General features: G+C 45.7%; 22 protein-coding genes. 20 read left to right on the top strand and 2 right to left on the bottom strand.

What is annotated here, in order from left to right; all coding sequences use genetic code 11:
* Positions 1–153 precede the first annotated feature (153 nt).
* Positions 154–1080: a hydrogen peroxide-inducible genes activator gene (locus HMPREF2983_RS13300; RefSeq protein WP_004372593.1), complete on the bottom strand. Its 927-nt coding sequence runs from the start codon at positions 1078–1080 to the stop codon at positions 154–156.
* A gap of 258 nt (positions 1081–1338) precedes the next feature.
* Between HMPREF2983_RS13300 and rbr the strand changes: the two genes are divergently transcribed.
* The 14 genes from rbr to HMPREF2983_RS13230 all read left to right on the top strand — a co-directional run bounded on the left by rbr (position 1339) and on the right by HMPREF2983_RS13230 (position 16080).
* Positions 1339–1992, top strand: a complete 654-nt coding sequence (gene rbr / locus HMPREF2983_RS13295) for a rubrerythrin (protein ID WP_070669187.1) — start codon at positions 1339–1341, stop codon at positions 1990–1992.
* Positions 1993–2497: 505 nt separating this feature from the next.
* Positions 2498–2848: an NADH-quinone oxidoreductase subunit A gene (locus tag HMPREF2983_RS13290; protein ID WP_004376595.1), complete on the top strand. Its 351-nt coding sequence runs from the start codon at positions 2498–2500 to the stop codon at positions 2846–2848.
* Complete coding sequence (locus HMPREF2983_RS13285; protein WP_018919205.1) at positions 2839–3561, top strand: NADH-quinone oxidoreductase subunit B; 723 nt, start codon at positions 2839–2841, stop codon at positions 3559–3561. Before HMPREF2983_RS13290 ends, HMPREF2983_RS13285 begins: the two co-directional genes overlap by 10 nt.
* 14 nt (positions 3562–3575) lie before the next feature.
* The gene (locus HMPREF2983_RS13280) at positions 3576–5147 is read left to right on the top strand and encodes an NADH-quinone oxidoreductase subunit D-related protein (protein WP_070669176.1); all 1572 of its coding nucleotides are present in this window, start codon (positions 3576–3578) and stop codon (positions 5145–5147) included.
* Between the two features lie 2 nt (positions 5148–5149).
* On the top strand, positions 5150–6220 hold the full coding sequence (nuoH, locus tag HMPREF2983_RS13275; protein ID WP_070669174.1) for an NADH-quinone oxidoreductase subunit NuoH: 1071 nt from the start codon (positions 5150–5152) through the stop codon (positions 6218–6220).
* A 35-nt stretch (positions 6221–6255) separates the two neighbouring features.
* Positions 6256–6789, top strand: coding sequence for a NuoI/complex I 23 kDa subunit family protein (locus HMPREF2983_RS13270; RefSeq protein ID WP_004372600.1), 534 nt, complete (start codon positions 6256–6258; stop codon positions 6787–6789).
* A gap of 6 nt (positions 6790–6795) precedes the next feature.
* Positions 6796–7317 (top strand): NADH-quinone oxidoreductase subunit J family protein, encoded by a 522-nt coding sequence (locus HMPREF2983_RS13265; protein WP_070669172.1) that lies wholly within the window; start codon positions 6796–6798, stop codon positions 7315–7317.
* Complete coding sequence (gene nuoK / locus HMPREF2983_RS13260) at positions 7314–7625, top strand: NADH-quinone oxidoreductase subunit NuoK (protein ID WP_004372602.1); 312 nt, start codon at positions 7314–7316, stop codon at positions 7623–7625. Before HMPREF2983_RS13265 ends, nuoK begins: the two co-directional genes overlap by 4 nt.
* A 5-nt stretch (positions 7626–7630) precedes the next feature.
* Positions 7631–9613 (top strand): NADH-quinone oxidoreductase subunit L, encoded by a 1983-nt coding sequence (nuoL, locus tag HMPREF2983_RS13255; RefSeq protein ID WP_070669171.1) that lies wholly within the window; start codon positions 7631–7633, stop codon positions 9611–9613.
* Between the two features lie 33 nt (positions 9614–9646).
* Positions 9647–11149 (top strand): complex I subunit 4 family protein, encoded by a 1503-nt coding sequence (locus HMPREF2983_RS13250; protein ID WP_070669169.1) that lies wholly within the window; start codon positions 9647–9649, stop codon positions 11147–11149.
* Positions 11150–11184: 35 nt separating this feature from the next.
* Positions 11185–12681 carry an NADH-quinone oxidoreductase subunit N gene (locus HMPREF2983_RS13245; RefSeq protein ID WP_081446025.1) on the top strand — a complete coding sequence of 499 codons (1497 nt, stop codon included), beginning with the start codon at positions 11185–11187 and terminating at the stop codon, positions 12679–12681.
* A gap of 223 nt (positions 12682–12904) precedes the next feature.
* Positions 12905–14095, top strand: a complete 1191-nt coding sequence (locus HMPREF2983_RS13240) for an anaerobic nitric oxide reductase flavorubredoxin (RefSeq protein WP_070669167.1) — start codon at positions 12905–12907, stop codon at positions 14093–14095.
* Between the two features lie 28 nt (positions 14096–14123).
* Positions 14124–14288 (top strand): rubredoxin, encoded by a 165-nt coding sequence (gene rd, locus HMPREF2983_RS13235; RefSeq protein ID WP_004372607.1) that lies wholly within the window; start codon positions 14124–14126, stop codon positions 14286–14288.
* Between the two features lie 490 nt (positions 14289–14778).
* On the top strand, positions 14779–16080 hold the full coding sequence (locus HMPREF2983_RS13230; protein WP_070669165.1) for an alpha-L-fucosidase: 1302 nt from the start codon (positions 14779–14781) through the stop codon (positions 16078–16080).
* 117 nt (positions 16081–16197) lie between these two features.
* Here HMPREF2983_RS13230 and HMPREF2983_RS13225 read toward each other — a convergent pair whose 3' ends face one another.
* A complete protein-coding gene (locus HMPREF2983_RS13225) occupies positions 16198–17892 on the bottom strand; it encodes a putative transporter (protein ID WP_070669163.1) in 1695 nt (564 codons plus the stop codon).
* Between the two features lie 191 nt (positions 17893–18083).
* Here HMPREF2983_RS13225 and ileS point away from each other — a divergent pair, with 191 nt between their 5' ends.
* From ileS to HMPREF2983_RS13195, 6 genes are all read left to right on the top strand, one after another.
* On the top strand, positions 18084–21719 hold the full coding sequence (gene ileS / locus HMPREF2983_RS13220; protein ID WP_070669161.1) for an isoleucine--tRNA ligase: 3636 nt from the start codon (positions 18084–18086) through the stop codon (positions 21717–21719).
* A gap of 84 nt (positions 21720–21803) precedes the next feature.
* A complete protein-coding gene (locus HMPREF2983_RS13215) occupies positions 21804–22187 on the top strand; it encodes a TraR/DksA family transcriptional regulator (RefSeq protein ID WP_004372613.1) in 384 nt (127 codons plus the stop codon).
* The gene (locus tag HMPREF2983_RS13210) at positions 22184–22831 is read left to right on the top strand and encodes a lipoprotein signal peptidase (protein WP_070669159.1); all 648 of its coding nucleotides are present in this window, start codon (positions 22184–22186) and stop codon (positions 22829–22831) included. Before HMPREF2983_RS13215 ends, HMPREF2983_RS13210 begins: the two co-directional genes overlap by 4 nt.
* Before the next feature lie 4 nt (positions 22832–22835).
* A complete protein-coding gene (locus HMPREF2983_RS13205) occupies positions 22836–23741 on the top strand; it encodes a DUF4296 domain-containing protein (protein WP_070669157.1) in 906 nt (301 codons plus the stop codon).
* A gap of 3 nt (positions 23742–23744) precedes the next feature.
* Entirely contained in the window at positions 23745–23945 is a 201-nt protein-coding gene (locus HMPREF2983_RS13200; protein ID WP_070669155.1) for a hypothetical protein, read from the top strand.
* 172 nt (positions 23946–24117) lie between these two features.
* Complete coding sequence (locus HMPREF2983_RS13195) at positions 24118–25758, top strand: dipeptidase (protein WP_070669153.1); 1641 nt, start codon at positions 24118–24120, stop codon at positions 25756–25758.
* Positions 25759–25798: the final 40 nt, after the last annotated feature.

Raw genomic sequence — 25798 nt, 5'->3', positions numbered from 1 at the left:
GAGACTGTCGCATTTACTAATTTAAACTGCAAATATGTCTGCATATCATGTAAACAATTCTGAAAATTATCCTCATTTATTAGGATAAAATAATAGCTGTCGGCAAAAATACTGACAGCTATCTTATTTTGTAAACTTAGAGTTTGCAATCTGCTATACGCGTTGTTGAATTTGTTTCAGTTTCAACATGTCGGCTGGAACAGCTTTCTGGATGGAGTCGATAAGCAGCTGGCGGATGGTGTGGCGCACGAAATTCTTGTTGTTGATGATGACGATATCACGCGTAGGAATAGGGATGGCAAAGGGGCGGACGAGTTCTTTCTGACTGTCGGCCAACTGAAAAATGGCCAATTCAGGAATGAAAGTGATGCCTTTCCCGTTTTCCACAATGCGCATGAATGTCTCTATACTGCCTAAGGAATAGGCTTTCTGACTTTGCTTAGCCTCTTTCAATTGGCAGAATTTCACCAATTGATCTCTGAAGCAATGCCCCTCATCGAGCATCCACAGATATTCTCCTTTGAGGTCGGCCGTGTGTATCACCTTATTAATATATAGAGGGTCATTCTTTGCCACGTAGCCGAAGAACTGCTCATAGAAGAGGTGGATGGTTTCAAATTCACCCATACCTTCAAGCTCAGCCAATATACCCACGTCAATATCTCCCTGCTCAAGCGCTTTCTTGATTTCGTGGGTCTGCATCTCACGGATGCGGATATCCAATTCAGGATAGCGCTGCATGAGCTGTGGAAAGAAGCGGGGAATGAGGTAGGGCGCAATAGTCGGAAGAATTCCTACACGGAAAGTGCCACTCAACGAATGCTTTTCTTCATCTACCGAAGACTTGAGTTGCTTGGCATGCTGCAGGATTTCCCACCCCTGGTCAATGATGTGCTGACCGATGGGGGTAGGGAGGATAGGCTGCCGCTTGCGGTCGAAGATCTTCACTCCCAACTCTTCTTCGAGCTTCTGTATCATGGAGCTTAGTGTCGGTTGGGTCACATTGCAGGCCTCTGCTGCCTTTGCAAAGTGCTTGTGGCGGTAGACTGCCATGATATATTCCAATTGTTGCAGTGTCATATTTCTTGGTTTTTGTATGCTTCGTTCCTGCAAAGATAGTCTTTTTTTCGTGATTATCAAAGTTTAGTTTCCTGTGTCTATTAAAAAAAACAAAATGTATTTATCTTCTCGGGTATCTTCTTAAAGGCAGTGAATAAAGGCATCATCAGGAAATTATAGATTTTATTCTATCAATTTATAGAGTCTATCATTTGCTTTTATAAAATGTAAGTTCTATCTTTGCATCAGAATAATAAACGATATTTATACAAAAGCATTATGAAAAAGAAGTTTATCTGTACCGTTTGTGGTTACATTTATGAAGGAGCAGAGGCACCTGCAGAGTGCCCGGTATGTCACGTGAAAGCTGACAAGTTTAAGGAATTCAACCCACAGGCTCTGAAGGGAACGAAGACCGAGCAGAACCTGAAAGATGCCTTTGCCGGCGAGAGTCAGGCTCACACCAAGTATCTTTACTATGCTTCAAAGGCCAAGAAAGATGGTTATGAGCAGATTGCAGAACTCTTCACAGAGACTGCGCTCAATGAGAAAGAGCATGCAAAATTGTGGTTCAAGTTCCTGCATGAGGGTGATATTCCCACAACAACTACGAATCTTGCAGACGCAGCTGCAGGCGAGAACTACGAGTGGACCGACATGTATGAGCAAATGGCAAAGCAGGCTATTGTAGACGGTTTCCCTGAATTGGCAGTGAAGTTCCGCTCTGTAGGTGCTATCGAAAAGCGTCATGAAGAGCGCTATCGCAAGCTGTTGAATAATATTGAAGAAGGTATTGTTTTCTCTAAAGATGGAGACCGTGTATGGCAGTGTCGTAACTGCGGCCACATTCATATTGGCAAGACGGCTCCTGAAGTTTGTCCGGTTTGCAACCACCCGAAGAGTTTCTTCCAGGTTGCAGCTGAAAATTTCTAAATGTTTGTTCATAATTTGGATAATGGAAAGCCGAGCAGTGATGCTCGGCTTTTTTGTGTCTGCATAGAAGCATGTTGTCCGTGTAAAGCCTCGGGATATGGATGTTGTCAGCTTTTTAAGCCGTGCTGACAGCATGTGGAGAAGCCTTGCAATCTGTGCCGGATTGCAGTGTGATCTGCGTCATATTATCGTGTGATCTGCGTCATGTTATCGCGTGATCTGCGTCATGTTATCGTGTGATCTGCGTCAGATTGCGTGGTATTCTGCATCAAGTCAGGAGCTGGGTCAACAGAGAGGGAAGTGGTTGTTTGGCCGTGAGGCTGAATGATTGATTTTGAATTATGTGCAGTCTTCATTCATTAAATGGTTAAAATTGTCACCTCCATATTACATTTTTTATAAAAAGAGAGTGATAAGTCTAATATTATTGTTAACTTTGCAGCGCTTTGGGTGGATTAGCTCTCCACCGTACATGAGGCAAATAATTAATAACGTTATAAAATTTATGTATTTTACTTTATTCATTACCGTTTTGATAACGGCTGTGGTTTTGGTGGTGGCAGCTTATGTCATTGCTAAACTCATCGGCCCACGTTCATACAATCCGGTAAAGGGTGAGCCTTTTGAATGTGGTATTCCGACGCATGGCAGCTCCTGGCTTCCTATGCATGTGGGGTATTATCTGTTTGCCATCCTCTTCCTGATGTTTGACATAGAGACCGTGTTTCTCTATCCATGGGCTGTAGTCGTTAAGCAATTTGGTTCATTGGCCTTGATAAGCATTGGCTTCTTCTTGGTTGTTTTAGTTTTAGGCCTTGCTTATGCATGGCGGAAAGGAGCGTTGGAATGGAAGTAAGAAAACCGCACATCAAGAGTATTCCCTATGATGAATTCAAGGATAATGACTCTCTTGAGAAGATTACCCAAGAACTGAATGAAGGCGGTGTCAACGTTATTGTCGGTTCGCTTGACCAGGCAATCAACTGGGGACGCAGCAACTCACTGTGGTCTTTGACTTTCGGAACGTCATGCTGTGGCATTGAGTTCATGGCTGTGGGCTGTGCCCGTTATGACTTTTCACGTTTCGGTTTCGAGGTTACCCGTAACTCCCCACGTCAGGCCGACCTTATTATGTGTGCCGGAACGATAACCAATAAGATGGCTCCTGTGTTCAAACGCCTCTATGATGAGATTGCCGAGCCGAAGTATGTTGTGGCTGTTGGTGGCTGTACGATCAGTGGAGGCCCATTCAAGAAGAGCTACAACGTTGTTCGTGGCATTGACGAGCTGGTGCCTGTTGATGTCTATATCCCCGGTTGCCCTCCGCGTCCGGAGGCTATTCTCTATGGTATGATGCAGTTACAGCGCAAGGTGAAGGTGGAGAAGTTCTTTGGCGGAGCCAACCATAAGATGACGAAAGAAGAGCGTGAGCTGTCTATGTCGAAGGGTGGTTTGCGCGGATTGAGCAATGAAACGATTACTGCTGCCGAGAAACTTGGAAAGAAATCGCCTATCATCGTAACGGATGTGCCCGCTGATTTCGATCCCGAAAAAGGTCTAACAGATTAATAAGGTAAAAGAAGATGAAATTAAATAACATAGAACTTCAATTCGATGACTTTGCCGCAGAGATGGCGAAGTTGAAGAACGAAAAGCATTTCGACTATCTTGTTACCATTATTGGTGAAGACTTTGGTGAGGAAGGCTTGGGCTGTATCTATATTCTTGAGAACACAGAAAACCATGAGCGCTGCTCGGTCAGAACGATTGCAAAGCAGATAGGCGAGGAATATGTCATTCCAACCACGATTAATCTGTGGAATGCTGCCAACTTGCTTGAGCGTGAAGTGTTTGATTTCTTGGGCATCAAGTTCCTTGGTCATCCTGACATGCGCCGTCTGTTCATGCGTAATGACTTTAAGGGCTATCCGCTCCGCAAGGATTTTGATGCGAGTCCTGAAGCCAACATGTTCCCGACAACCGATGAACCTGAGAGTGATTTCACTACGGAATGGAACCTCGATAAGCAGGGAAACTTGGTTGCAACCCAGCATCGCATGTTTGATGAAGACGACTTCATCGTGAACTTGGGCCCTAACCACCCGAGCATGCACGGTGTGCTTCGCTTGCAGACGGTGCTCGACGGTGAAACCGTGAAACACATCTATCCTCATTTGGGATATATTCATCGTGGTATGGAGAAGATGTGTGAAAGCATGACTTATCCACAGACACTGGCTTTCACCGACCGTCTGAACTATCTTTGTGCCATGATGCACCGTCATGCCTTGGTGGGCGTTATTGAGGAAGGTATGGGCATAGAGCTTTCAGACCGCATTCAGTATATCCGTACCATCATGGATGAACTTCAGCGTATTGACAACCACTTGCTGTTCCTTGGCACCTGTGCACAGGACTTGAGTGCGCTGACCGCATTCCTTTATTGCATGCGCGACCGTGAGCATGTGCTGAATGTCATGGAGGAAACTACGGGTGGACGTCTCATTCAGAATTACTATCGCATTGGTGGTTTGCAGGATGATATCGACCCGAACTTTGTCCAGAACGTGAAGACACTCTGCAAATATCTGCGTCCGATGGTTCAGGAATACCTCGATGTCTTTGGGGATAACGTCATCACACATCAGCGTCTTGAAGGTGTCGGGCCGATGAATCTTGAAGATTGTATCAATTATGCCGTGACAGGTCCGGCCGGACGTGCTGCCGGTTGGCATAACGATGTGCGCAAAAATCACCCTTATGCCATGTATAGTAAGGTTGACTTTGAGGAGGTGACACTGACGGGTGCCGACTCTATGGCACGCTATATGGTTCATATCAAGGAGATTTATCAGAGTCTGAATATCATTGAACAGTTGATAGACAACATTCCTGAGGGTGAATTCTATATCAAGCAGAAACCTATTATCAAGGTGCCCGAAGGCCAGTGGTTCTTCTCTGTTGAGGGTGGAGCAGGTGAGTTTGGTGTATATCTTGACTCACGTGGCGACAAGAGTCCTTACCGTCTGAAGATGCGTCCAATGGGTCTGACCCTTACAGGTGCATTCGACAAGATGCTGAAGGGACAGAAGTTGGCCGACCTTGTGGCTACAGGTGCTGCAATTGATTTCGTTATACCAGATATTGATAGATAATTATGTATGATTTTAGTATAGTAACAAGATGGATTGACAGTCTTCTCCGTCACACGTTGAATCTTGGAGATTTCTGGTCGATTTTGATAGAGTGTGTACTGGTAGGCATCTGCATTCTCACAGCCTATGCGCTGATTGCTATCGTGCTAATCTTCATGGAACGTAAGGTTTGCGCCTACTTCCAGTGTCGTCTTGGCCCGATGCGTGTTGGTCCTTGGGGTATCTTCCAGGTGTTTGCTGACGTGTTGAAGATGTTGATTAAGGAAATCTTTGCTGTTGATAAGGCAGACAAGATGCTTTATTACCTTGCTCCTTTCTTGGTTATCATTGCATCTGTCGGCACATTCTCTTTCCTTCCTTGGAACAAAGGTGCTGCAGTGCTCGACTTCAATGTTGGCGTTTTCCTGCTGACAGCAATTTCGAGTATTGGCATTCTGGGTGTCTTCTTGGCAGGTTGGGGTAGTAACAACAAGTATTCTGTAGTCAGTGCCATGCGTGGTGCAGTTCAGATGATATCCTATGAAATGTCATTATGTCTGTGCCTTATCAGTGCAGTTGTCTTGACAGGTACCATGCAGATTGGTGGTATTGTGGAAGCACAACATGGGGCATGGCTTATATTCCAGACTCCAGTTACATGGCTTGCTTTCTTGGTGTTCCTCGTTGCAGGCAATGCCGAGGCTAACCGTGGTCCATTTGACTTGGCAGAGGCTGAGAGTGAGTTGACAGCCGGTTATCATACAGAGTATTCCGGTATGGGCTTCGGTTTCTATTATCTGGCTGAATACTTGAACCTGTTTGTTATCTCAGGTATTGCTGCTACAGTGTTCTTAGGAGGCTGGATGCCTTTGCATGTAGCCGGTCTTGACGGTTTCAATGCCGTGATGGATTTCATTCCGGGCATCATCTGGTTCTTTGTAAAGACGTTTGCTATTGTGTGGATCCTGATGTGGATTCGCTGGACATTCCCTCGTCTTCGTATTGACCAGATATTGAAATTGGAGTGGAAGTATCTCATGCCATTGGTGCTTGTCATTCTGACTTTGACAACCGTTTGGGTTGCCTTGGTTTAATTCTTTCATGAAATTGATTAAGGAATTTAATTAAAATGGAAAATAACAAATCATATTTCGGTGAAATAGGTGCTGCACTGAAGACACTTGGAACAGGTCTGAAGGTGACGATGAAGGAATACTTCACGCCGAAGACTACGGAGCAGTATCCTGAAAACCGCAAGACTACCCTGCATGTTGCAAAGCGTCATCGTGGCCGTCTTGTCTTCTTGCGTGATGAAGACGAGAACTATAAATGCACGGCGTGTACCATGTGTGAGAAAGCTTGCCCTAATGATACGATCAAGATTGTAGCCCATTTGGAGGAGAACCCTGAAACGGGTCGCAAGAAGAAACAACTTGATGACTACCAGTATGACCTTGGCGACTGCATGTTCTGTCAGCTTTGTGTCAATGCTTGTAACTTCGGAGCTATTGAGTTTGTGAATGATTTCGAGAACTCAGTCTTCGATCGTGACAAGTTGGTTTATCATCTTGATAAGGAAGTATATAAAGGTGGTAGTCTCCCTAATCTGATTGAAGGTGGTGCACCACTGACAATCGGTAAGTTTAACACTAAAACCAAGTAATAGATTATGGCAAATTTAGTTATGTTTTGCATTTTAGCTGTAATCATTCTTGGTTCAGCTATCATGTGTGTTCTGACCAAACGCATCATGCGTTCAGCTACATTCCTGCTGTTCGTGTTGTTTGGTGTTGCAGGAATTTATTTCCTTCTTGACTATACGTTCTTAGGTGCAGCACAGATTTCTGTCTATGCCGGTGGCATTACGATGATGTATATCTTCGCCATTCAGCTTGTATCTAAGCGTACGTTGCAAGGTCTTGTTGAGCGTTTCAAGGGCAGCCGAGTTGTCAATGGAATACTCTTGAGCATCGTTGGTCTTGTGACGGTAGGTTTAGTTCTTATTAAAAACAATTTTTATAATGCAGCGATGCAGGCTACCGACACAGAAGTGCCGATGGAACAGATTGGTACAGCGCTTCTCGGAAGCGACAAGTATCAATATGTGTTGCCTTTCGAATTCATTTCACTGTTCCTGTTGGCGTGTATCATTGGTGGTATTATGATTGCAAGAAAGGAGGATAACAAATGAATATCCCTGTAGAATGTTATCTCGTGCTCAGCACACTTTTGTTCTTCATTGGTGTCTTTGGCTTTGTTACGCGTCGCAACTTGGTTGCCATGCTTATTTCTGTTGAGCTTGTGTTGAACTCTGTAGACTTGAACTTTGCAGTTTTCAACCGTCTCCTTTTCCCCGGACAGCTTGAAGGTTTCTTCTTCACCTTGTTCTCTATAGGAGTCAGTGCGGCAGAGACGGCAGTGGCACTTGCTATTATTATTAATGTTTACCGTAACTACCATAGTGATCAGGTGAACAGTATTGAAAACATGAAATTCTAAAAGAGATGGAATACAGTTATGCATTTTTAATACTTCTTCTGCCTTTCCTGAGCTTCTTGGTTCTGGGACTCTTGGGCATGAAGATGAAGAAGCAGGTAGCTGGTCTTATCGGTACAATCATGTTGGGCAGCCTTTTTGCAATGTCTGTCTATACAGCCTATGAGTATTTCTTTGTCATCGGACGGGATGCTGCCACAGGTATGTACCCGACAGTTACTGTTTTCAATTTTACCTGGTTGAAGTTTACTGAACTGCTTACTTTCAATATCGGATTTCGTCTGACACCTATCAGTGTGATGATGTTGATTGTGATTACGACGGTAAGTTTCATGGTTCACATCTATTCTTTCGGTTACATGGCCGAGCGTGACGAGCATTATAAGTTTGAGGAATACGAACATGGTTTTCAGCGTTTCTATGCTTATCTGTCACTCTTCACAATGAGCATGCTGGGCTTAGTCGTTGCTACAAATATCTTCCAGATGTATATGTTCTGGGAACTTGTGGGCGTTTGTTCTTATCTGTTGATTGGTTTCTATTATCCAAAGCATGCGGCTGTGCATGCCTCTAAGAAGGCTTTCATTGTTACTCGCTTTGCCGATCTGTTCTTCCTCATTGGTATTCTGTTCTTCAGTTTCTATGTTGGCACGTTCAACTACGATCTGAATGCAAATCCTGAACTGATTGGTAAGCTTGCAAGTGTGGCTAAAGAATATGCTTGGGTGCTTCCAACAGCCTTGTTCTTGATGTTCATTGGTGGTGCAGGTAAGAGTGCCATGTTCCCGCTTCATATCTGGTTGCCGGATGCAATGGAAGGCCCAACACCTGTTTCTGCACTTATTCATGCTGCAACCATGGTTGTTGCCGGTGTTTATCAGGTTGCAAGTCTCTTCCCAATCTGGGTAGAGTATGCTCCCGAACAGCTTCACTGGGTAGCTTATATAGCCGCTTTCACCGCTTTCTATGCCGCAGCTGTTGCTTGTGCACAGCGCGATATTAAGCGTGGTTTGGCTTTCTCAACGATTTCTCAGATTGCCTATATGCTTGTAGCTTTGGGTGTTTGTTATGCTCTTGACAACCATGAAGGTGGTCTCGGCTATATGGCAAGTATGTTCCACTTGTTCACACATGCTATGTTCAAGGCTCTCTTGTTCCTTTGCTCCGGTGCTATCATTGTGATTATCGGAAGCAACTTCAAGGAATATATGGGTGGACTCCACAAGTATATGCCTATCACGAACATCTGCTTCCTCATTGGTTGTATTGCCATTAGTGGTGTTTGGCCTTTTGCAGGCTTCTTCTCAAAGGATGAAATTGTATCAGCTTGTTTTGAATATTCTCCATTCTTAGGTTGGTTTATGACGCTCGTATCAGGTATGACAGCGTTTTATATGTTCCGACTCTATTACGTTATTTTCTGGGGACAAAGCTATTATGAACTTGATCCTGAGAACCGCAAGCGTCCTGCAGAGGTACCTTTTGTTATGTGGGGTCCATTGGTATTCCTTGCTGTTATCTCAATCTTTGCAGGTTGGATTCCATTCGGACACTTTGTTTCAGCAACAGGCCAATCCATGGAAATCGGTTTGCAACATTTTGAATTCTCAAGTGTGGCATGGTTCAGTCTCTTGGCAGCAGCCATTGGCATTGGATTGGCTACATGGATGTATCTCCCCAAGCACAATCCTGTTCCAGACATGTTGCAGAAGAAGATGCCACGTCTTCACAAGGCAGCGCTCAACCGCTTCTATATCGATGATGCATGGCAGTTCTTCACGCATAAGATTGTGTTCAATTGTTTCTCTAAACCAATTGCATGGTTCGATCGTCATGTTATTGACGGTACGTTCAACTTCATGGCATGGGGTGCTCAGGAAGCTGGTGAGACTATCCGTCCTTGGCAGAGTGGTGATGTCCGTTCATACGCTTCATGGTTCCTTACAGGTACCATTGCATTGACACTGATCTTGCTTTGTATTTTCAGCTAATGAATCATGAACATGAATAAAGACAAGTAAAAAATGAGTATATTAACATTATTTGTAGTAATTCCAGTCCTGATGCTTATTGGTCTTTGGCTTTCAAAGAACGATAATCAGGTACGTGGCGTGATGGTTGTCGGTGCTACCGCATTGCTTGGCCTTTCAATCTGGCTCACTGTCACATTTATTCAGATGCGCAATGCCGGCAACACCGATTTGATGTTGTTTACCTATAGCGTTCCTTGGTTTGCTCCATTGAATATAGCCTACAGTGTGGGTGTAGACGGTATCTCTGTAGTGATGATACTTCTGTCTGCGGTCATCGTTTTCACAGGAACTTTTGCTTCATGGCAACTTGAACCGATGAAGAAGGAATACTTCCTTTGGTTTGTTCTTTTGAGCATTGGTGTGTTCGGTTTCTTTATTTCGACCGATCTTTTCACCATGTTTATGTTCTACGAGGTAGCCTTGATACCAATGTACCTCCTTATCGGTGTATGGGGAACAGGGCCTAAGGAGTATGCCGCCATGAAGCTTACGTTGATGCTCATGGGTGGTAGTGCGTTGTTGGTTATCGGTATTCTTGGCATCTACTACTTCAGTGGTGCCACCACAATGAATATCAATGAGATTGCTGCTCTGCACAATATTCCTGTATCTGTTCAGAAAGTGTTCTTCCCATTCATCTTCATTGGTTTTGGAGTGTTGGGTGCTTTGTTCCCATTCCATACATGGTCACCTGACGGTCATGCATCGGCACCGACGGCAGTTTCCATGCTTCATGCCGGTGTATTGATGAAACTTGGCGGTTATGGTTGTTTCCGTATAGCCATGTATCTGCTTCCTGAAGCAGCACAGGAGCTTTCTTGGATATTCCTTATCCTTACCACCTGTTCTGTAGTTTACGGTGCACTTTCAGCTTGTGTACAGACCGACTTGAAGTATATCAATGCTTATTCATCAGTTTCCCACTGTGGTATGGTACTCTTTGCACTTTGCATGATGACCCAGACTGCTATCACGGGAGCTGTTCTGCAGATGCTTTCTCACGGTTTGATGACGGCATTGTTCTTTGCCTGCATCGGTATGATTTATCACCGTGCAGGAACACGTGACGTTCGCTATCTCGGCGGATTGATGAAAGTTTTGCCTTTCCTCTCCGTGGCTTATGTTGTGGCAGGTCTTGCCAATCTCGGTCTGCCAGGCTTCTCCGGCTTCGTTGCAGAGATGACCATTTTCGTTGGTTCATTCCAAAATGGCGATATGTTCCATCGTGTCTGCACCATCATTGCATGTTCTTCAATTGTGATAACGGCAGTCTACATCCTGCGTGTTGTTGGTAAAATCCTTTTCCAGAAGGTTGCCAATCCCAAGTTCTTCGAACTTCATGATGCTACATGGGACGAGCGTTTTGCTATTGGAGGTCTGATTTTCTGTGTTGCAGGTCTTGGTCTGTTCCCTCTCTGGGCAAACAATGTCATCAGCGATTCGGTTGGTCCTATCATCAATCATATCCTTGGTACAACGGTTGCTGCACTGTAATGTAGATTATAAATGATAAAGAATAAAGATTTATGATGAATATAGATTATAGTCAATTTCTAAGCATGATACCTGAAGTGACCCTCGTGGCGCTTCTGATTATCATCTTCATTGCAGACTTTGCGACCGCTCAGCGTGTTGTTTTACCCAATGCCGAAAGTAAAGCCGTATCACCACGTGCGTGGTTCAATCCCTTAGTCTGCTTGTTGATGGCTGTGCATATTGTCATCAATATTTTCCCTGTAACCGCTGCTACTGCTTTTGGCAACATGTATTATACAACGCCTGCTATCGGAGTCATCAAGACCATTCTTGCTTTGGGTGCACTCATTGTGCTCATTCAGAGTCGTGAGTGGCTGTCTCGTCCCGATACACAGTTCAAGGAGGGCGAGTTCTACATGCTGCTGATTTCAACCTTGTTAGGTATGAACATGATGGTCAGTGCCAATCACTTCCTGTTGTTCTTCCTCGGTCTTGAAATGGCTTCTGTGCCAATGGCATGCCTCGTAGGACTTGACAAATACCGTCACAATTCGGCAGAAGCAGCTGCTAAGTTCATCTTGACAGCAACCTTCTCAAGTGGTGTGATGCTCTTTGGTATTTCATTCCTCTATGGCGCTATGGGTACTCTCTATTTCGACGACCTTGCCATGAAGATGCAGGCAACACCGCTTACTATCACGGGTATGGTGTTCTTCTTCAGTGGATTAGGTTTCAAATTGTCTTTGGTTCCTTTCCATTTCTGGACAGCCGACACCTATCAGGGTGCTCCTACAACTGTCACCGGATATCTTTCTGTTGTCAGTAAGGGTGCTGCAGCCTTTGCGTTGTGCGCCATTCTGATGAAAGTGTTTGCCCCGATGGTTGAATATTGGCAGTATCTTCTGTTCATAGTCATCGTGCTTTCTATCACGATTGCCAACCTCTTTGCCATTCGTCAGCGTGACTTGAAGCGCTTCATGGCCTTCAGTTCTATTTCTCAGGCGGGTTATATCGTGTTGGCACTTATCGGCAATTCTGCTATGAGCTTCACGGCTTTGAGTTTCTATGTGCTTATTTATGTTGCAGCTAACATGGCCGTTTTCTCGGTTATCAGCAGCGTTGAAGAACATAATAACGGCGTGGTTGACATGGAAGGCTACAATGGTCTTTACAAAACCAATCCCCGTTTGGCTTTCCTGATGACGCTTGCACTGTTCTCCTTAGGTGGTATTCCCCCATTTGCAGGTATGTTCAGCAAGTTCTTCGTATTCATGGCCGCTGTGAAAGGAGCATCAATCAGCACGACAGCCGGCTCACTTGCCTATGCAGTCGTATTCATTGCGTTGGTCAACACGGTAGTGAGTCTCTATTACTATCTGCTGATTGTCAAGGCGATGTATATCAAGCACAACGAAAATCCACTGCCAACCTTCAAGAGTGCTTCAAGCACTAAGTTGGCTTTGGCTATCTGCACCACGGGCATCCTCCTCTTTGGTGTATGCAGTATGGTGTATGGATGGATTGACAGTGCATCTGTGGCTTCACTCTAACTACACTATTGATCAGATAATCATCAGAGGCGTGACGACTCATTTCGTCACGCCTCTTTTTGTTTTCCATGCCCCTATAGGCGATTGATTAATACCTTTTTTAGCACATTATTCCCTTTTCATGAGCCTAATTTCATAAAAAACAAAAAAAAGCACAACTTATAGTACCTCTATGAAGAATTATTGTTAACTTTGCTTATTAATTCATTTATTATTAATTTTCATGGCAAAAAAGATAACAGATAAGGTAACTTGGGTAGGAAAGATTGATTGGGAATTAGTGCGTTTTCATGGTGATGAACTCTCCACCGACCATGGCTCAAGCTATAATGCATTCCTTATTCGGGATAAGAAGACTGTATTGATGGATACAGTGTGGCAGCCCTACGATAAAGAATTCGTGGCAAGACTGAAGCGTGAGATTGATTTGAAGGCGATAGACTACATTGTCATGAACCATAATGAGATTGATCATAGCGGTGCTCTCCCCGAACTTTTACGCGAAATCCCCGGCACTCCTATTTATTGTACGAAGAAAGGGGAGGCTATTCTCCGCGGACATTATCATCAGGACTGGAACTTTGTGAATGTCAAAACGGGCGATACGCTTGACTTGGGCGAGTCGACTCTTACTTTCATCGAGGCAACAATGTTGCATTGGCCCGACACGATGATGTCTTATCTTTCCGGTGAAGATATTCTCTTCTCCAATGATGTGTTTGGTCAGCACTTCGCAACCGAGTCACTTTACAATGATCTCGTAAAGCAGGACGATCTGCTTTGGGAGGCAGAAAAGTATTATGCCAACATCATTTGTCCTTATAGTGCAATGGCAAGCCGTAAGGTGAAAGAGCTTCTTGGCATGAATCTCTCTATCAAAATGATTTGCCCGAGCCATGGGGTGATGTGGAAAAACAATCCTATGCAGATCATTGAGAAGTATCAGACATGGGCCGATGCTTATAAGGAAAATCAGATAACCATTGTCTATGACACCATGTGGCAGTCTACCCGCAAGATGGCAGAAGCCATTGCCGAGGGCATATTGGCTGAAGACAATAGCGTTACCGTGAAGATTTACAATGCAGCCAAGGAAGACAAGAACGACATCCTGACGGAAATCTTCCAGTCGAAAGCCGTGCTTGTAGGTTCACCGACAATCAACTATGGGTATTCTTATGCCATTGCCGGTATTCTTGAAATGGCCCGCGGCTTGAAGCTTAAGGGGAAGAAGGCTGCAGCTTTCGGTTCTTATGGCTGGAGCGGTGATGCACCTAAGCTTATCAGTGCACATCTGCAGGAGGCAGGTTTCGAACTTGTTGACGATGGAATTAAGGCTTTGTGGGTTCCCGATGAAGACGCACTTGCCACCTGTCGTGACTATGGAGAGGCATTTGCCAAGGCAACAAAATAAATCATTATTCATTAAAACAAAAACAATTATGAAAAAGTATGTATGTGACGTTTGTGGGTATATCTATGACCCAGCTGTAGGAGATCCTGATAATGGTATTGCACCCGGAACTGCATTTGAAGATATACCGGAAGATTGGGTTTGCCCAACTTGCGGTGTAACCAAGGAAGATTTCAGTGAGGTTGAGGAGTAATATCAGCATCATAGAATTTTATATGACAGTCCCGAGAAGTTCTGATGATAAGAGAACTCCTTGGGACTTTTTTCTTTGAATATTGAAGTTTGTACATTGAATATTATGAGATGCAATGACTTTTTCTTTGCATATTGAATGTTGGACATTGAACTTTATGAAATACACGATTGTTGAAAGCCTTGCAATCTGCGTCATTTCAGCGTGTGATTTGACGCAGATTACCGCGTAACTTGATGCTGATTGCAGTGTGTTCTGCATCAAGTTACAGCACGGTTTGACGCATGTTGCCTGTCTCTGCTTATGTCTTCTTTAGTTTCTATAATCCACAATGCGCTTTATGCCTGCTTTTGCAGTGCTTTCCTATACTGTTAGAGCTGGATGTTTCTCTTATTTTTTTGTCGATGAAACTTTAACGGATGATTTTCGATACAATTCTTCAGAACTTTCATTATCTTTGTAAACAGAAATCTAAACAATAGAAACATACATGAAAAAGACTTTATTTTTAATTGCAACTCTGCTGATGAATTATGTCGGCATGGCGCAGGAGACTTATCGGCCAACGTCTGAAAACCTCAAGGCACGCGAGCAGTTCCAGGATGAGAAGTTTGGTATATTCCTGCATTGGGGCCTCTACTCGATGATGGGGGCAGGCGAATGGGTGATGAACAACAGGAATATCAACTATCAGGAGTACCCGAAGTTGGCCAAGACTTTCTATCCGTCAGAGTTTGATGCAGATGCCTGGGTGAGGGCAATCAAGGCTGCCGGGGCAAAATATATCACGATAACAACGCGCCACCACGATGGTTTCTCGCTTTTCAAAACCTCTGCCAGCACTTATAACACGGTAGATGCAACACCGTTCAAGCGGGATGTCATCAAGGAAATGGCCGATGCCTGCCAGCGACACGGCATTAAATTGCACCTCTATTATTCGCATTTGGACTGGGGAAGAGAAGATTATCCGCAGGGAAGGACAGGACTTGGGACAGGCAGACAGAAAGAGAAAGCCGATTGGACAAGCTATTACAACTTCATGAACACGCAACTTACAGAGCTGCTTACCCACTATGGGCCGATCGGAGCCATATGGTTTGATGGCTGGTGGGACCACGACAGCGATGCAAAGCCCTTTGATTGGCAGTTGGAAGCGCAGTATGCAATGATACATAAGCTACAGCCACAGTGTCTCATTGGTAACAATCATCATCAGACTCCCAATCCCGGTGAGGACATTCAGATATTCGAACGCGATCTTCCCGGCGAGAACAAGGCTGGGCTTTCGGGGCAGAGCATCAGCAGATTGCCTCTTGAATCATGTCAGACTATCAATGACCACTGGGGCTATTCGATTACCGACAGCAACTATAAAACGCCCAAAGAATTGATACAGATGTTGGTTCGGGCAGCGGGGAAGAATGCAAACCTGTTGCTTAATGTAGGTCCGGAACCAGGAGGAGCACTCCCTTCGCTTGCCCTCGATCGCCTGAAAGCCATTGGAGAATGGATGAGTAAATACGGAGAAACCATTTATGGCACGCGTGGAGGAATTGTTGCTCCGCATGATTGGGGTGTAAGTACTCAGCGCGGAAACAAGCTCTATATCCATATTTTGAATTGCATGGACTCAAGTTTATTCGTTCCTCTTGGCAATCACAAGGTGAAGTCGGCTTTGGTTTATGCCACGGGTAAGCCCGTCAATTACACGAAGACGGGCAATGGAATAACTCTGAATTTTGGAGCAATTCCCACTGATATTGATTATATCATAGCCTTGACACTTTGATAAATGGTAAGATAAATCAACGGTTCATCTGAACAAATATAAAGTAAAACGCAACAGTTCAAGAAAACTGTTGCGTTTTTATTTTCCCCTTAAATGCGGGAATGTCAAGTTGAGTGGTTATGCTCCGCAACAGAACAGCACAATGAGTTGGGCTGTAAAGATGCGCAGGAACATGCTCAATGGATAGACCGTAGAGTAGCCTATGGCCGGAGCTTCACGCGTACAAATGCTGTTGGCATAGGCAAGTGCGGGTGGGTCGGTGTAGGAACCCGAAATCATTCCCATGATAGTAAAGTAGTTGAACTTATAGCGCAGACGGGCAATCGTTCCCACAATGAGGATTGGAATGATGGTGATGAGGAAGCCCGTGTATACATATTTCAAACCGTCTCCCTGTACAACGGTTTCCCAGAAACCTGCTCCCGCCTTAATACCTACAGAGGCAAGAAAAAGCACAAGCCCGATTTCACGAAGCATCATGTTGGCAGAGGTTGTGGTGTAGGTGACAAGTTTGAACCGATAACCGAACCTGCCAATCAGGATTGCAATAATCAGAGGGCCACCGGCAATACCGAGTTTCAAAGGAACAGGCATGCCTGGGATTGCGATTGGGATGCTTCCGAAAAGAATGCCGATGATAATACCAATGAAAATCGTGCCGATATTGGGTGCATCAAGGCGCTTGGTACTGTTGCCCATCATTTCGGCCACGCGGTTCACATTATCCTCAGGGCCTACCACCATGATACGGTCGCCAATCTGGAAATGGTGATTACGGCTGGCAAAGAGGTCCATGCCTTGGCGGGTAACGCGCGTTACATTGACGCCATAGACACTTGAGAAGTGCATCTTTCCCAATGTTTTTCCATTCATGGCTGGATTGGTGACAACAATCCGTCGGCTGATGAGTGGCTGTGTTTCGGCTTCGGTGTGCCAGGGAGTGTCAATTTCTGGGCCGATGAAAGCTTTGATAGCTTCGGCATCTCCCTCTGTACATACAACCAGAAGTTCATCTCCAAGACTGAATATCGTATCGCGGTTAGGAATAGTTACTTCGCCATCATGAAGCAGGCGTGAGCAGATAACATCACGGTTGAGGAACTGAGAAATCTCAAGCAGTGAGCGACCTGCAATGTAGGCATTGCTCACTTTCAGGTGCATCTGATGAGGTTTTGCATGTGGATTCTCGTCTTCCTGTTCAGCAAGGTTCTGCTCTTCTTTTTCCAATCTCACGCGTGTGATATAGCGTATGGCAATTGTTGCTCCGATAATTCCCAGTACGCCGAGTGGATAGGCGCAGGCATATCCTGAGGCTATCTGTGGCATGTGTCCTTGGGGGAAGACACTGGTCAAGGCTTCATTGGCGGCACCAAGTCCCGGGGTGTTGGTTACAGCACCATAGAGTGTGCCGACCATCATCGGGAGATTGTCAACATTATGGGTATCAAAGAAAACCCAATAGCAGACAAACATTACTCCGATGTTGAGCAATATCATTGCGGTGGCAAGCAGGTTGAGTGTGACACCTCCTTTTCTGAAACTTTCGAAAAAGCCTGGGCCTACCTGAAGACCAATGCAGAACACGAAAAGAATCAGGCCGAAATCCTGGATGAAACTAAGAATGTTTGTGGGGGCTGTAAAGCCGATATGTCCTGCAACAATGCCTGCAAAGAGCACAAAGGTCACGCCGAGAGAGATACCTCCTACTTTCACTTTGCCTAACAGTACGCCTACGGAAATCACGATTGCATAGAGCATGGCTATATGGGCCACAGAGTCGGTAGTGGTAAAAAGATTGATTAACCAGTTCATAATTAATAGTGTAAATTCACTTGCAAATGTAGTGAGTTTTTAGGGATTAGCAAAATATATGTTATGTAATTTTAAGGCTCTGCTTTCATATTATTAAAAAGAGTGGGCTCTTTTTGGGATTGCTAATAATTTTTATTATCTTTGCGGGCATTAAAAAGTTACGTAACAAAATATATAGATTTTTATAGGATATGGCTAAGAAATTTGCCGAACATGACGGTCTTAATCTGGTCAAGACAAATCAAGAGGTGTTGGCCGAGTGGGAGAAGAACGATATTTTCCACAAGTCAATCGATGAACGCGAAGGTTGTCCACAGTTTATTTTCTTCGAGGGTCCTCCTTCGGCTAATGGTCATCCGGGTATTCATCATGTGCTGGCCCGCGCTATCAAGGATACATTCAACCGTTATAAGACAATGAAAGGCTATCAGGTTCACCGTAAGGCGGGCTGGGATACCCATGGACTTCCTGTTGAGTTGGGCGTAGAGAAAGAACTCGGTATTACGAAGAAAGATATTGACAATAAGGCTTCACAGAAGTATATCTCGACAGAAGACTATAATAAGAAATGTCGTGAAAACGTGATGATGTTCACTGCTGAATGGCGTGAACTTACGGAGAAAATGGGATATTTCGTTGACCTCGATCATCCTTATATCACCTATGACAATAAATATATAGAGACCCTTTGGTGGCTTTTGAAGCAACTCTACAACAAGGGCTTGCTCTATAAAGGTTATACCATTCAGCCTTATTCTCCAGCTGCCGGCACGGGATTGTCGAGCCATGAGCTGAACCAGCCAGGCTGTTATCGTGATGTAAAGGATACTACGGTTACGGCTCAGTTCCTCATCAAAGACCCCAAGGCCGAATGGACAAAGCATGGTAAGCCTTATTTCATTGCGTGGACCACTACGCCTTGGACACTTCCTTCAAACGTGGCACTCTGTGTAGGCCCGAAGATTGACTATGTGGCTGTGGAGACTTATAATCTCTACGATGGTCAGCCTGTTACCCTAATCATGGCAGAGAGTCGTGTCAGTGCCTATCTCAACCCAGAGCAGGAAGTGAAGGAGGGCGAACTTGGCGCTTTTGACAAGGAGAATAAAAAATGTCCCTGGCGTATTGTAGACCGAATGAAGGGAACTGAATTGGAGGGACTTCACTATCAACAATTGATGCGTTGGGTGAAGCCTTGTGAGAAGGTGGATGACTTTTCACCAACGTTTGTGAAAGACTATGCCGAGTCACATGCCGACAAGGTGTTTGCAAGCGAAGACGGTCGTGACACGTTTGTTGAAATGGACAGCGAGGCTTTCCGTGTTATCTTGGGTGACTATGTGACCACTGAAGACGGTACAGGTATCGTGCACATTGCGCCTACCTTTGGTGCTGATGATGCTAAAGTGGCTAAAGACGCAAATATTCCAGCCCTTTATTTGATTAACCAGCAGGGTGAGACTCGCCCAATGGTTGATTTACAGGGTAAATATTATGCATTGGAAGACCTCGATAATAACTTCATAAAGGCTTGCGTAGATAAGGAAGCCTATGGGCATCATGCCGGTGATTATGTGAAGAATTCCTATAATCCGAAATATAATCCTGACGGAGTTTGGGACAAGAAAGCCAGTGAAAAGGATGAAGACCTGAACATCGTGCTCTGTATGGAGATGAAGCAGGAGGGCACAGCTTTCAAGATTGAAAAGCATGTGCACAACTATCCGCATTGCTGGCGTACAGATAAGCCTGTGCTTTATTATCCGCTTGATAGCTGGTTTATTAAGGACACGGCAAAGAAAGAGCGTATGGTGGAACTCAACAACACTATTCGTTGGCAACCAGAAAGTACGGGTACGGGGCGTTTCGGCAATTGGTTGGAGAACCTGAACGACTGGAACCTCTCACGTTCACGCTTCTGGGGAACACCTCTTCCAATTTGGCGGGATGATAAGCGTAATGAAAAGTGTATCGGAAGCCTGGAAGAACTCTATGCAGAAGTAGAGAAGAGTGTGGCCGCCAGTGTAATGAAGAGCAATCCGCTGAAGGATAAAGGCTTTGTTCCTGGAGACTATTCAAAAGAAAATTATGATAAGGTCGACCTGCACCGTCCATACGTAGATGATATCGTTCTGGTCAACGAGGCAGGCGAACCCATGAAGCGCGAGAGCGATTTGATTGATGTTTGGTTTGACTCGGGCTCCATGCCTTATGCTCAACAGCACTATCCGTTTGAGGGTGAGATTGCACCCGAAGGACTGAAAGCTACAGGCAAGAGCGAGGAAGAATATCGTCGAGAGCTTGTCACTTCTACCTATACGGGCATCCCTGTGCCTCCGGCTTACTATCCTGCCGACTTCATTAATGAGGGAGTAGACCAGACGCGTGGCTGGTTCTTTACCTTGCATGCCATTTCCACAATGGTGTTTGATCATGTGGCCTTCAAGAATGTCATCTCTACAGGCCTTGTGCTTGATGCCAAGGGAAACAAGATGAGCAAGCATGTGGGCAATGTGACCAATCCGTTTGAAATGATTGACAAGTATGGGGCCGACCCTGTACGCTTCTATATGATGACTAACTCCGAGCCTTGGGACAACTTGAAGTTCGACCCGAACGGAGTAGACGAGACACGCCGTAAGTTGTTCGGAACATTATATAATACGTATAGTTTCTTTGCACTCTATGCTAATGTCGACGGCTTTAACCCCGAGGCAGAGCAGGTGGCACTTGAAAACCGTCCGGAGATTGACCGTTGGATAATTTCCAAAGCCAACTCTCTGATAAAGGGTGTTGAGCACGAATTGGAAAACTTTGACCCCACGCGTGCCGGCCGATTGATAGATGCCTTTGTCAACGACGATTTGAGTAATTGGTATGTGCGTCTGAACCGTAAACGTTTCTGGGGCACAGAGATGAGTGAAGACAAGCTTTCGGCTTATCAGACGCTTTATACCTGCCTGATGACAGTGGCGAAATTGCTGGCTCCGTTTGCCCCGTTCTATGCCGACGAACTCTATCATGACTTGGGAGGCAAACTGGAAAGCGTGCATCTCGACCATTTCCCAGTAGCTGACGAGCAGGCAATAGATGCCGACCTCGAAATCCGAATGGGTATGGCACAGAAGATAACTTCAATGACCCTTGCCTTGCGTCGTAAGGTAAACATCAAGGTGCGTCAGCCATTGGCTCAGATTATGATTCCTGCCATTGATGCTGAACAGAAACAGCACATTGAAGCCGTGGCCGACCTCATCAAGAATGAAGTTAACGTGAAGGAACTTCTGTTTGTCGAGGGCCAGGGCATGCTCGTGAAGAAGATAAAGTGCAATTTCCGAGTTATGGGCAAGAAGTTTGGCAAACTGATGAAGTCGGTGGCAGCCCACATGGATGCGCTCACCCAAGACGAAATTGCCTTGCTCGAAACATCGGGAAGCATCAGCTTTGAGGTTGAAGGTCAGGCAGTGACTGTCGAGGCATGTGATGTCGACATCATCAGCGAGGATATTCCAGGCTGGTTGGTGAGCAATGAGGGCAATCTGACCGTGGCACTCGAGGTAGAGTTGACCGAAGATTTGAAACGTGAGGGTATGGCACGCGAACTGATTAACCGTATTCAGAATCTGCGTAAGGAAACGGGACTTGAGATTACCGACCGCATCCTTGTTACCGTGGCTCCGAATGTACAGACCGATGCTGCCATTGAATCGTTCGGCGAGATGATTAAGAGTCAGGTGCTTGCCAACGACATCAAGATAGCCGAGAATCAGGGTGTCGAGACCGAATTTGATGACTTCAAACTCAATATCCTTGTAGAGAAAGATTAAAAAGAGACTACCGTGTGGCAGTTGGAACATCCCTCTGCCACCGGCTCTTTCCTTTTATATATAAATTCAAAAATTTAATATCCTATGAACAAGAAAGCACGTTATTCAGATGAGGAATTGGAAGAGTTCCGTTCTATCATCAATGACAAATTGAAAGTAGCTCGTACGGAATACACAGCGCTGATGGATCAGTTGATGAATAAAGACGGCAATGGGGTTGACGACACTTCACCAACCTATAACAAGGTGCTTGATGAAGGGAATGCCAACCAGAGCAAGGAAGAAATGATTCAGATGTCACAGCGCCAGCAGAAATTCATCAGAGCTTTAGAGGGCGCATTGCTCAGAATTGAGAACAAAACCTACGGGATTGACCGCATGACAGGCGAATTGATTCCAAAGGAACGCCTCCGCATCGTGCCTCATGCCACATTGAGCGTGGCATCGAAGAACGCAAGAAAGAAATGAAAAAAAACAAAATTCTATCCGATGGTGTCCTGGCCTTTATCCTGATAGCTGTCATTCTTCTTATAGATCAGTTTATCAAGATTGAGGTCAAGACACATTTTTGTCTTGGTGAGTCTATCCATATCACCGATTGGTTCTATATCAGTTTTGTTGAAAACAATGGCATGGCCTACGGCATGACCTTTTTCAACAAACTGGTGCTCAGCCTTTTCCGCCTCGTGGCAATCACGGCAATAGGCTGGTATCTTCGGCAGGTGCTCAAGCAGAAGCACACGACGGGATATATTGTCGTACTGTCGATGATTCTTGCCGGTGCGGTGGGAAACATTCTCGACTCCATGTTCTATGGACTCATCTTCGAGGCCTCTACTCCGTTCAGTGTGGCTGGCTTCGTGCCCTTTGGAACAGGTTATGCCCCTTTCCTGCAAGGCAAGGTGGTCGACATGTTCTATTTCCCGATGATTGTAACCACTTATCCGTCATGGGTTCCGTTCAAGGGAGGAGATGAATTTATCTTCTTCTCGCCAGTGTTCAACTTTGCCGATGCCTGCATTTCTGTAGGTATTGTTGCACTTTTCCTGTTCTATCGAAATGAGATTGAACACCTTTCAGAAACTGTGAAGGGAGCGTTTAGAAAGAAATAAAAAGATGCTGATGAAGCAAGCAATATTGAAAACCGTGATGTGTGTGGGCTTCCTGATGCTTATTGCAGGCTGTAAGCCCACTGTGCCTTCCCGCTATATCCAGCCTGGAGAGCTGGAAGATATTCTTTATGATTATCATCTGGCTGATGCCATGGCTTCGGCCTCGGGCAACGACTCTGTCAATATGGTGAAATATCATACGGCTGTGCTTCAGAAACACGGTTACACCGAGGCCGACTTCGATTCTTCATTGGTGTATTATCTGCGCCACACCGAGCAGCTGAAAACAATCTATGAAAACCTTGCCAAGCGTTTCAGAGATGAATCTGTGGCACTTGGTGGTTCGGCAGGAGATGCTTTTGCCAATGTTGGTCTTACAGGAGACACGGCCAATGTGTGGCGTGAGGAAACCTCATTGGTGCTCGCTCCGCAGAAGCCTTTCAATCAGCATAGCTTCTCATTGAAAGCCGACTCTGCTTTCCATAAGGGTGATGTCTTGATGCTTGATTTCAACAGTGATTTCATCTATCAGGACGGTATGCGCGATGGTGTTGTGATGCTCTCCGTGAGGTTCAGCAATGACAGCATAGCTTCACAGACGGTTCATCTTTCGACTGGAGGTCATAGCAGTATTAGGGTGAGCGACGACAAACGGTTAGGCATCAAGGAAGTCAGAGGATTTTTCATGCTCAGCCGAAGTCAGAGTCCTGGAGAGAACACCACGACACTCAAGCTGATGATTGTCAGTGGAATCAGGCTCCTCCGCATGCATGCCAGTCAAGAGAAGCCTGAAATGAAAGCCCAGGCCGACAGCCTGTCGCGCGATTCTTCCCGTCAGAGGCAACCCCTTACTCCTCCCTCAACTCCCATGATACCTGAGGGTGAATTGGATAAGCCCATGACCCGATAGACTATGAAGGAAAATGCACTCCGCCGATTGGCTTTTCATGAAGTTGTCTTCGACGATGGTCGCATTCTGCATCATGCCGTTATCGAAGTCTGTGGCAATGAGGTGTTGAACAGTTATACGTTCAGCGGTGAGACTGCCATGACCGAATGGATAGGTGGAAAAGCTTTTGTTGAGAAAGGCAAAATCAGAATGCTTAATGTTTAATGTTGAATGTTTAGTGTTGAGTGTTTAATGGAAAATTCATAATTCATAATTATACATTAAAATACATTACACACTAAACATTCCTCATTTCTCATTAACATATCGGGCTTAATGTAATATGTAATATGTAATATGTAATTTTTTGAATGTTAGATTATCTTAATATATCAGTATGAACATCAATAAAACTCTTTTTCTGCTTTTGGGCCTCATGCTTTATGCAGTCTCTTCAGAGGCTTGCACGAATTTCATTGTAGGCAAGAAAGCCAGTGTCAACGGAAGCGTCATCTGCACTTACAATGCCGACAGCTATGGTTCGTTTCTCGGTTTGCCCCATTATCCGGCAGCCACGCATGAGAAAGGCAAAATGCGGGCCGTCAATGATTGGGAAACAAGCGTGTGTCATGGTTTCATCCCCGAGGCTCCCGTGACCTATAATGTCATTGGCAACATCAACGAATATCAAGTTACCATTGGCGAAACCACCTATGGCGGGCGTGCCGAAATGGTCGACTCCACAGGCATCCTCGACTATGGAAGTCTCATCTACATTGCCCTGCAACGCTCACGCACGGCCCGCGAAGCCATTCGCGTGATGACAACCTTGGTAGAGGCTTATGGCTACAACAGCGAGGGCGAAACTTTCACCATCTGCGACCCTGATGAAGCATGGATCATGGAGATGATGGGCTGTGGTGCGGGAAGCAAGAAAGTGGTGTGGGTGGCCCAGCGCATCCCCGATGACGCTATCTGCGCACATGCCAACCAAAGCCGCATCGGGCGCTTCAACATGAAAGACAAGAAGAATGTGCTCTATAGCAAGAACGTCATTTCCTTTGCCCGAAGCAAAGGCTGGTTCAAGGGGCGTGACGACGAGTTCAACTGGAAGATGACCTATGCGTGCCCCGACTTCGGAGGACGTCGTTTCTGTGATGCCCGCGTGTGGGCATTCTTCAATCGCTTTGCCGATGGCTTCTCCCGCTATTTGCCTTGGGCCGAGGGACTTGATCCCAACGCTGAAGACATGCCCCTCTGGATAGTGCCCAAGCATAAACTCAGTGTGCAAGACGTGCAGACTGCCATGCGCGACCATTATGAAGGAACACCCCTCGCCACCGACACCCTCGACATCGGAGGCGGCATCTGGCAAATGCCCTACCGCCCCTCGCCCTTGGTCTATAAAGTCAATGGAAAAGCTTATTTCAACGAGCGCCCCGTGAGCACCCAGCAAACCACTTTCTCCTATGTCAGCGAAATGCGTTCATGGCTTCCCCGTGAGATTGGCGGCGTGTTGTGGTTTGGCAATGACGACGGCAACATGATAGCCTACACCCCTGTCTATTGTGGCAACACCGTGCGCCCCGAATGCTACAACACGCCTGGCGCTGACGCCCTCACCTTCTCGATGAAGAATGCCTTCTGGGTGTGCAATTGGGTCAGCAACATGGTCTATCCGCGTTACAGTCAGATGTTCCCAAGTCTGAAAGCCGTGCGCGACAGCCTCGAGCAGAGCTATTTTGCCCAGCAGGCAGAAATAGAGAAAGAAGCCTGCCGGCGCTATGCCACCGATAAGGCGGCAGCCCTGCGCCAGCTCAACGACTACAGCAACCTCCAGGCACAGCGCATGCTTGCGCGTTGGACGCAGCTGGCTTTCCACCTCATCGTGAAATACAACGATATGGTTGTCAGACCCACTGATGAAAACGGAAATTTCCTGCGCACCAAGCGTGGAACTCCTGCCCCTGTCTGGCGCTCTGGATACCCCGCACCCTATGCCCGAAAGTTGGCGAAAGAACTCACACCGATGCCCTGAAAAAGAAAAGCCTCACCCCCAACCCCTCTCCAAGGAGAGG

The sequence above is a fragment of the Prevotella sp. HMSC077E09 genome (assembly GCF_001814685.1).
GTDB lineage: Bacteria > Bacteroidota > Bacteroidia > Bacteroidales > Bacteroidaceae > Prevotella > Prevotella oris.
This window is presented reverse-complemented; position numbering and strand designations above follow the sequence as displayed.

Excerpts from the sequence above, each read along its gene's own strand:
- rbr (WP_070669187.1), top strand. The coding sequence starts at position 1,339 with ATGAAAAAGAAGTTTATCTGTACCGTTTGTGGTTACATTTATGAAGGA.
- ileS (WP_070669161.1), top strand. The coding sequence starts at position 18,084 with ATGGCTAAGAAATTTGCCGAACATGACGGTCTTAATCTGGTCAAGACA.
- HMPREF2983_RS13230 (WP_070669165.1), top strand. The coding sequence starts at position 14,779 with ATGAAAAAGACTTTATTTTTAATTGCAACTCTGCTGATGAATTATGTC.
- HMPREF2983_RS13215 (WP_004372613.1), top strand. The coding sequence starts at position 21,804 with ATGAACAAGAAAGCACGTTATTCAGATGAGGAATTGGAAGAGTTCCGT.
- HMPREF2983_RS13245 (WP_081446025.1), top strand. The coding sequence starts at position 11,185 with ATGAATATAGATTATAGTCAATTTCTAAGCATGATACCTGAAGTGACC.
- HMPREF2983_RS13290 (WP_004376595.1), top strand. The coding sequence starts at position 2,498 with ATGTATTTTACTTTATTCATTACCGTTTTGATAACGGCTGTGGTTTTG.
- HMPREF2983_RS13200 (WP_070669155.1), top strand. The coding sequence starts at position 23,745 with ATGAAGGAAAATGCACTCCGCCGATTGGCTTTTCATGAAGTTGTCTTC.
- HMPREF2983_RS13195 (WP_070669153.1), top strand. The coding sequence starts at position 24,118 with ATGAACATCAATAAAACTCTTTTTCTGCTTTTGGGCCTCATGCTTTAT.
- HMPREF2983_RS13225 (WP_070669163.1), bottom strand. The coding sequence starts at position 17,892 with ATGAACTGGTTAATCAATCTTTTTACCACTACCGACTCTGTGGCCCAT.
- HMPREF2983_RS13280 (WP_070669176.1), top strand. The coding sequence starts at position 3,576 with ATGAAATTAAATAACATAGAACTTCAATTCGATGACTTTGCCGCAGAG.
- HMPREF2983_RS13270 (WP_004372600.1), top strand. The coding sequence starts at position 6,256 with ATGGAAAATAACAAATCATATTTCGGTGAAATAGGTGCTGCACTGAAG.
- HMPREF2983_RS13240 (WP_070669167.1), top strand. The coding sequence starts at position 12,905 with ATGGCAAAAAAGATAACAGATAAGGTAACTTGGGTAGGAAAGATTGAT.
- HMPREF2983_RS13300 (WP_004372593.1), bottom strand. The coding sequence starts at position 1,080 with ATGACACTGCAACAATTGGAATATATCATGGCAGTCTACCGCCACAAG.
- rd (WP_004372607.1), top strand. The coding sequence starts at position 14,124 with ATGAAAAAGTATGTATGTGACGTTTGTGGGTATATCTATGACCCAGCT.
- HMPREF2983_RS13285 (WP_018919205.1), top strand. The coding sequence starts at position 2,839 with ATGGAAGTAAGAAAACCGCACATCAAGAGTATTCCCTATGATGAATTC.
- HMPREF2983_RS13250 (WP_070669169.1), top strand. The coding sequence starts at position 9,647 with ATGAGTATATTAACATTATTTGTAGTAATTCCAGTCCTGATGCTTATT.
- nuoK (WP_004372602.1), top strand. The coding sequence starts at position 7,314 with ATGAATATCCCTGTAGAATGTTATCTCGTGCTCAGCACACTTTTGTTC.
- HMPREF2983_RS13265 (WP_070669172.1), top strand. The coding sequence starts at position 6,796 with ATGGCAAATTTAGTTATGTTTTGCATTTTAGCTGTAATCATTCTTGGT.
- HMPREF2983_RS13210 (WP_070669159.1), top strand. The coding sequence starts at position 22,184 with ATGAAAAAAAACAAAATTCTATCCGATGGTGTCCTGGCCTTTATCCTG.
- nuoH (WP_070669174.1), top strand. The coding sequence starts at position 5,150 with ATGTATGATTTTAGTATAGTAACAAGATGGATTGACAGTCTTCTCCGT.
- HMPREF2983_RS13205 (WP_070669157.1), top strand. The coding sequence starts at position 22,836 with ATGCTGATGAAGCAAGCAATATTGAAAACCGTGATGTGTGTGGGCTTC.
- nuoL (WP_070669171.1), top strand. The coding sequence starts at position 7,631 with ATGGAATACAGTTATGCATTTTTAATACTTCTTCTGCCTTTCCTGAGC.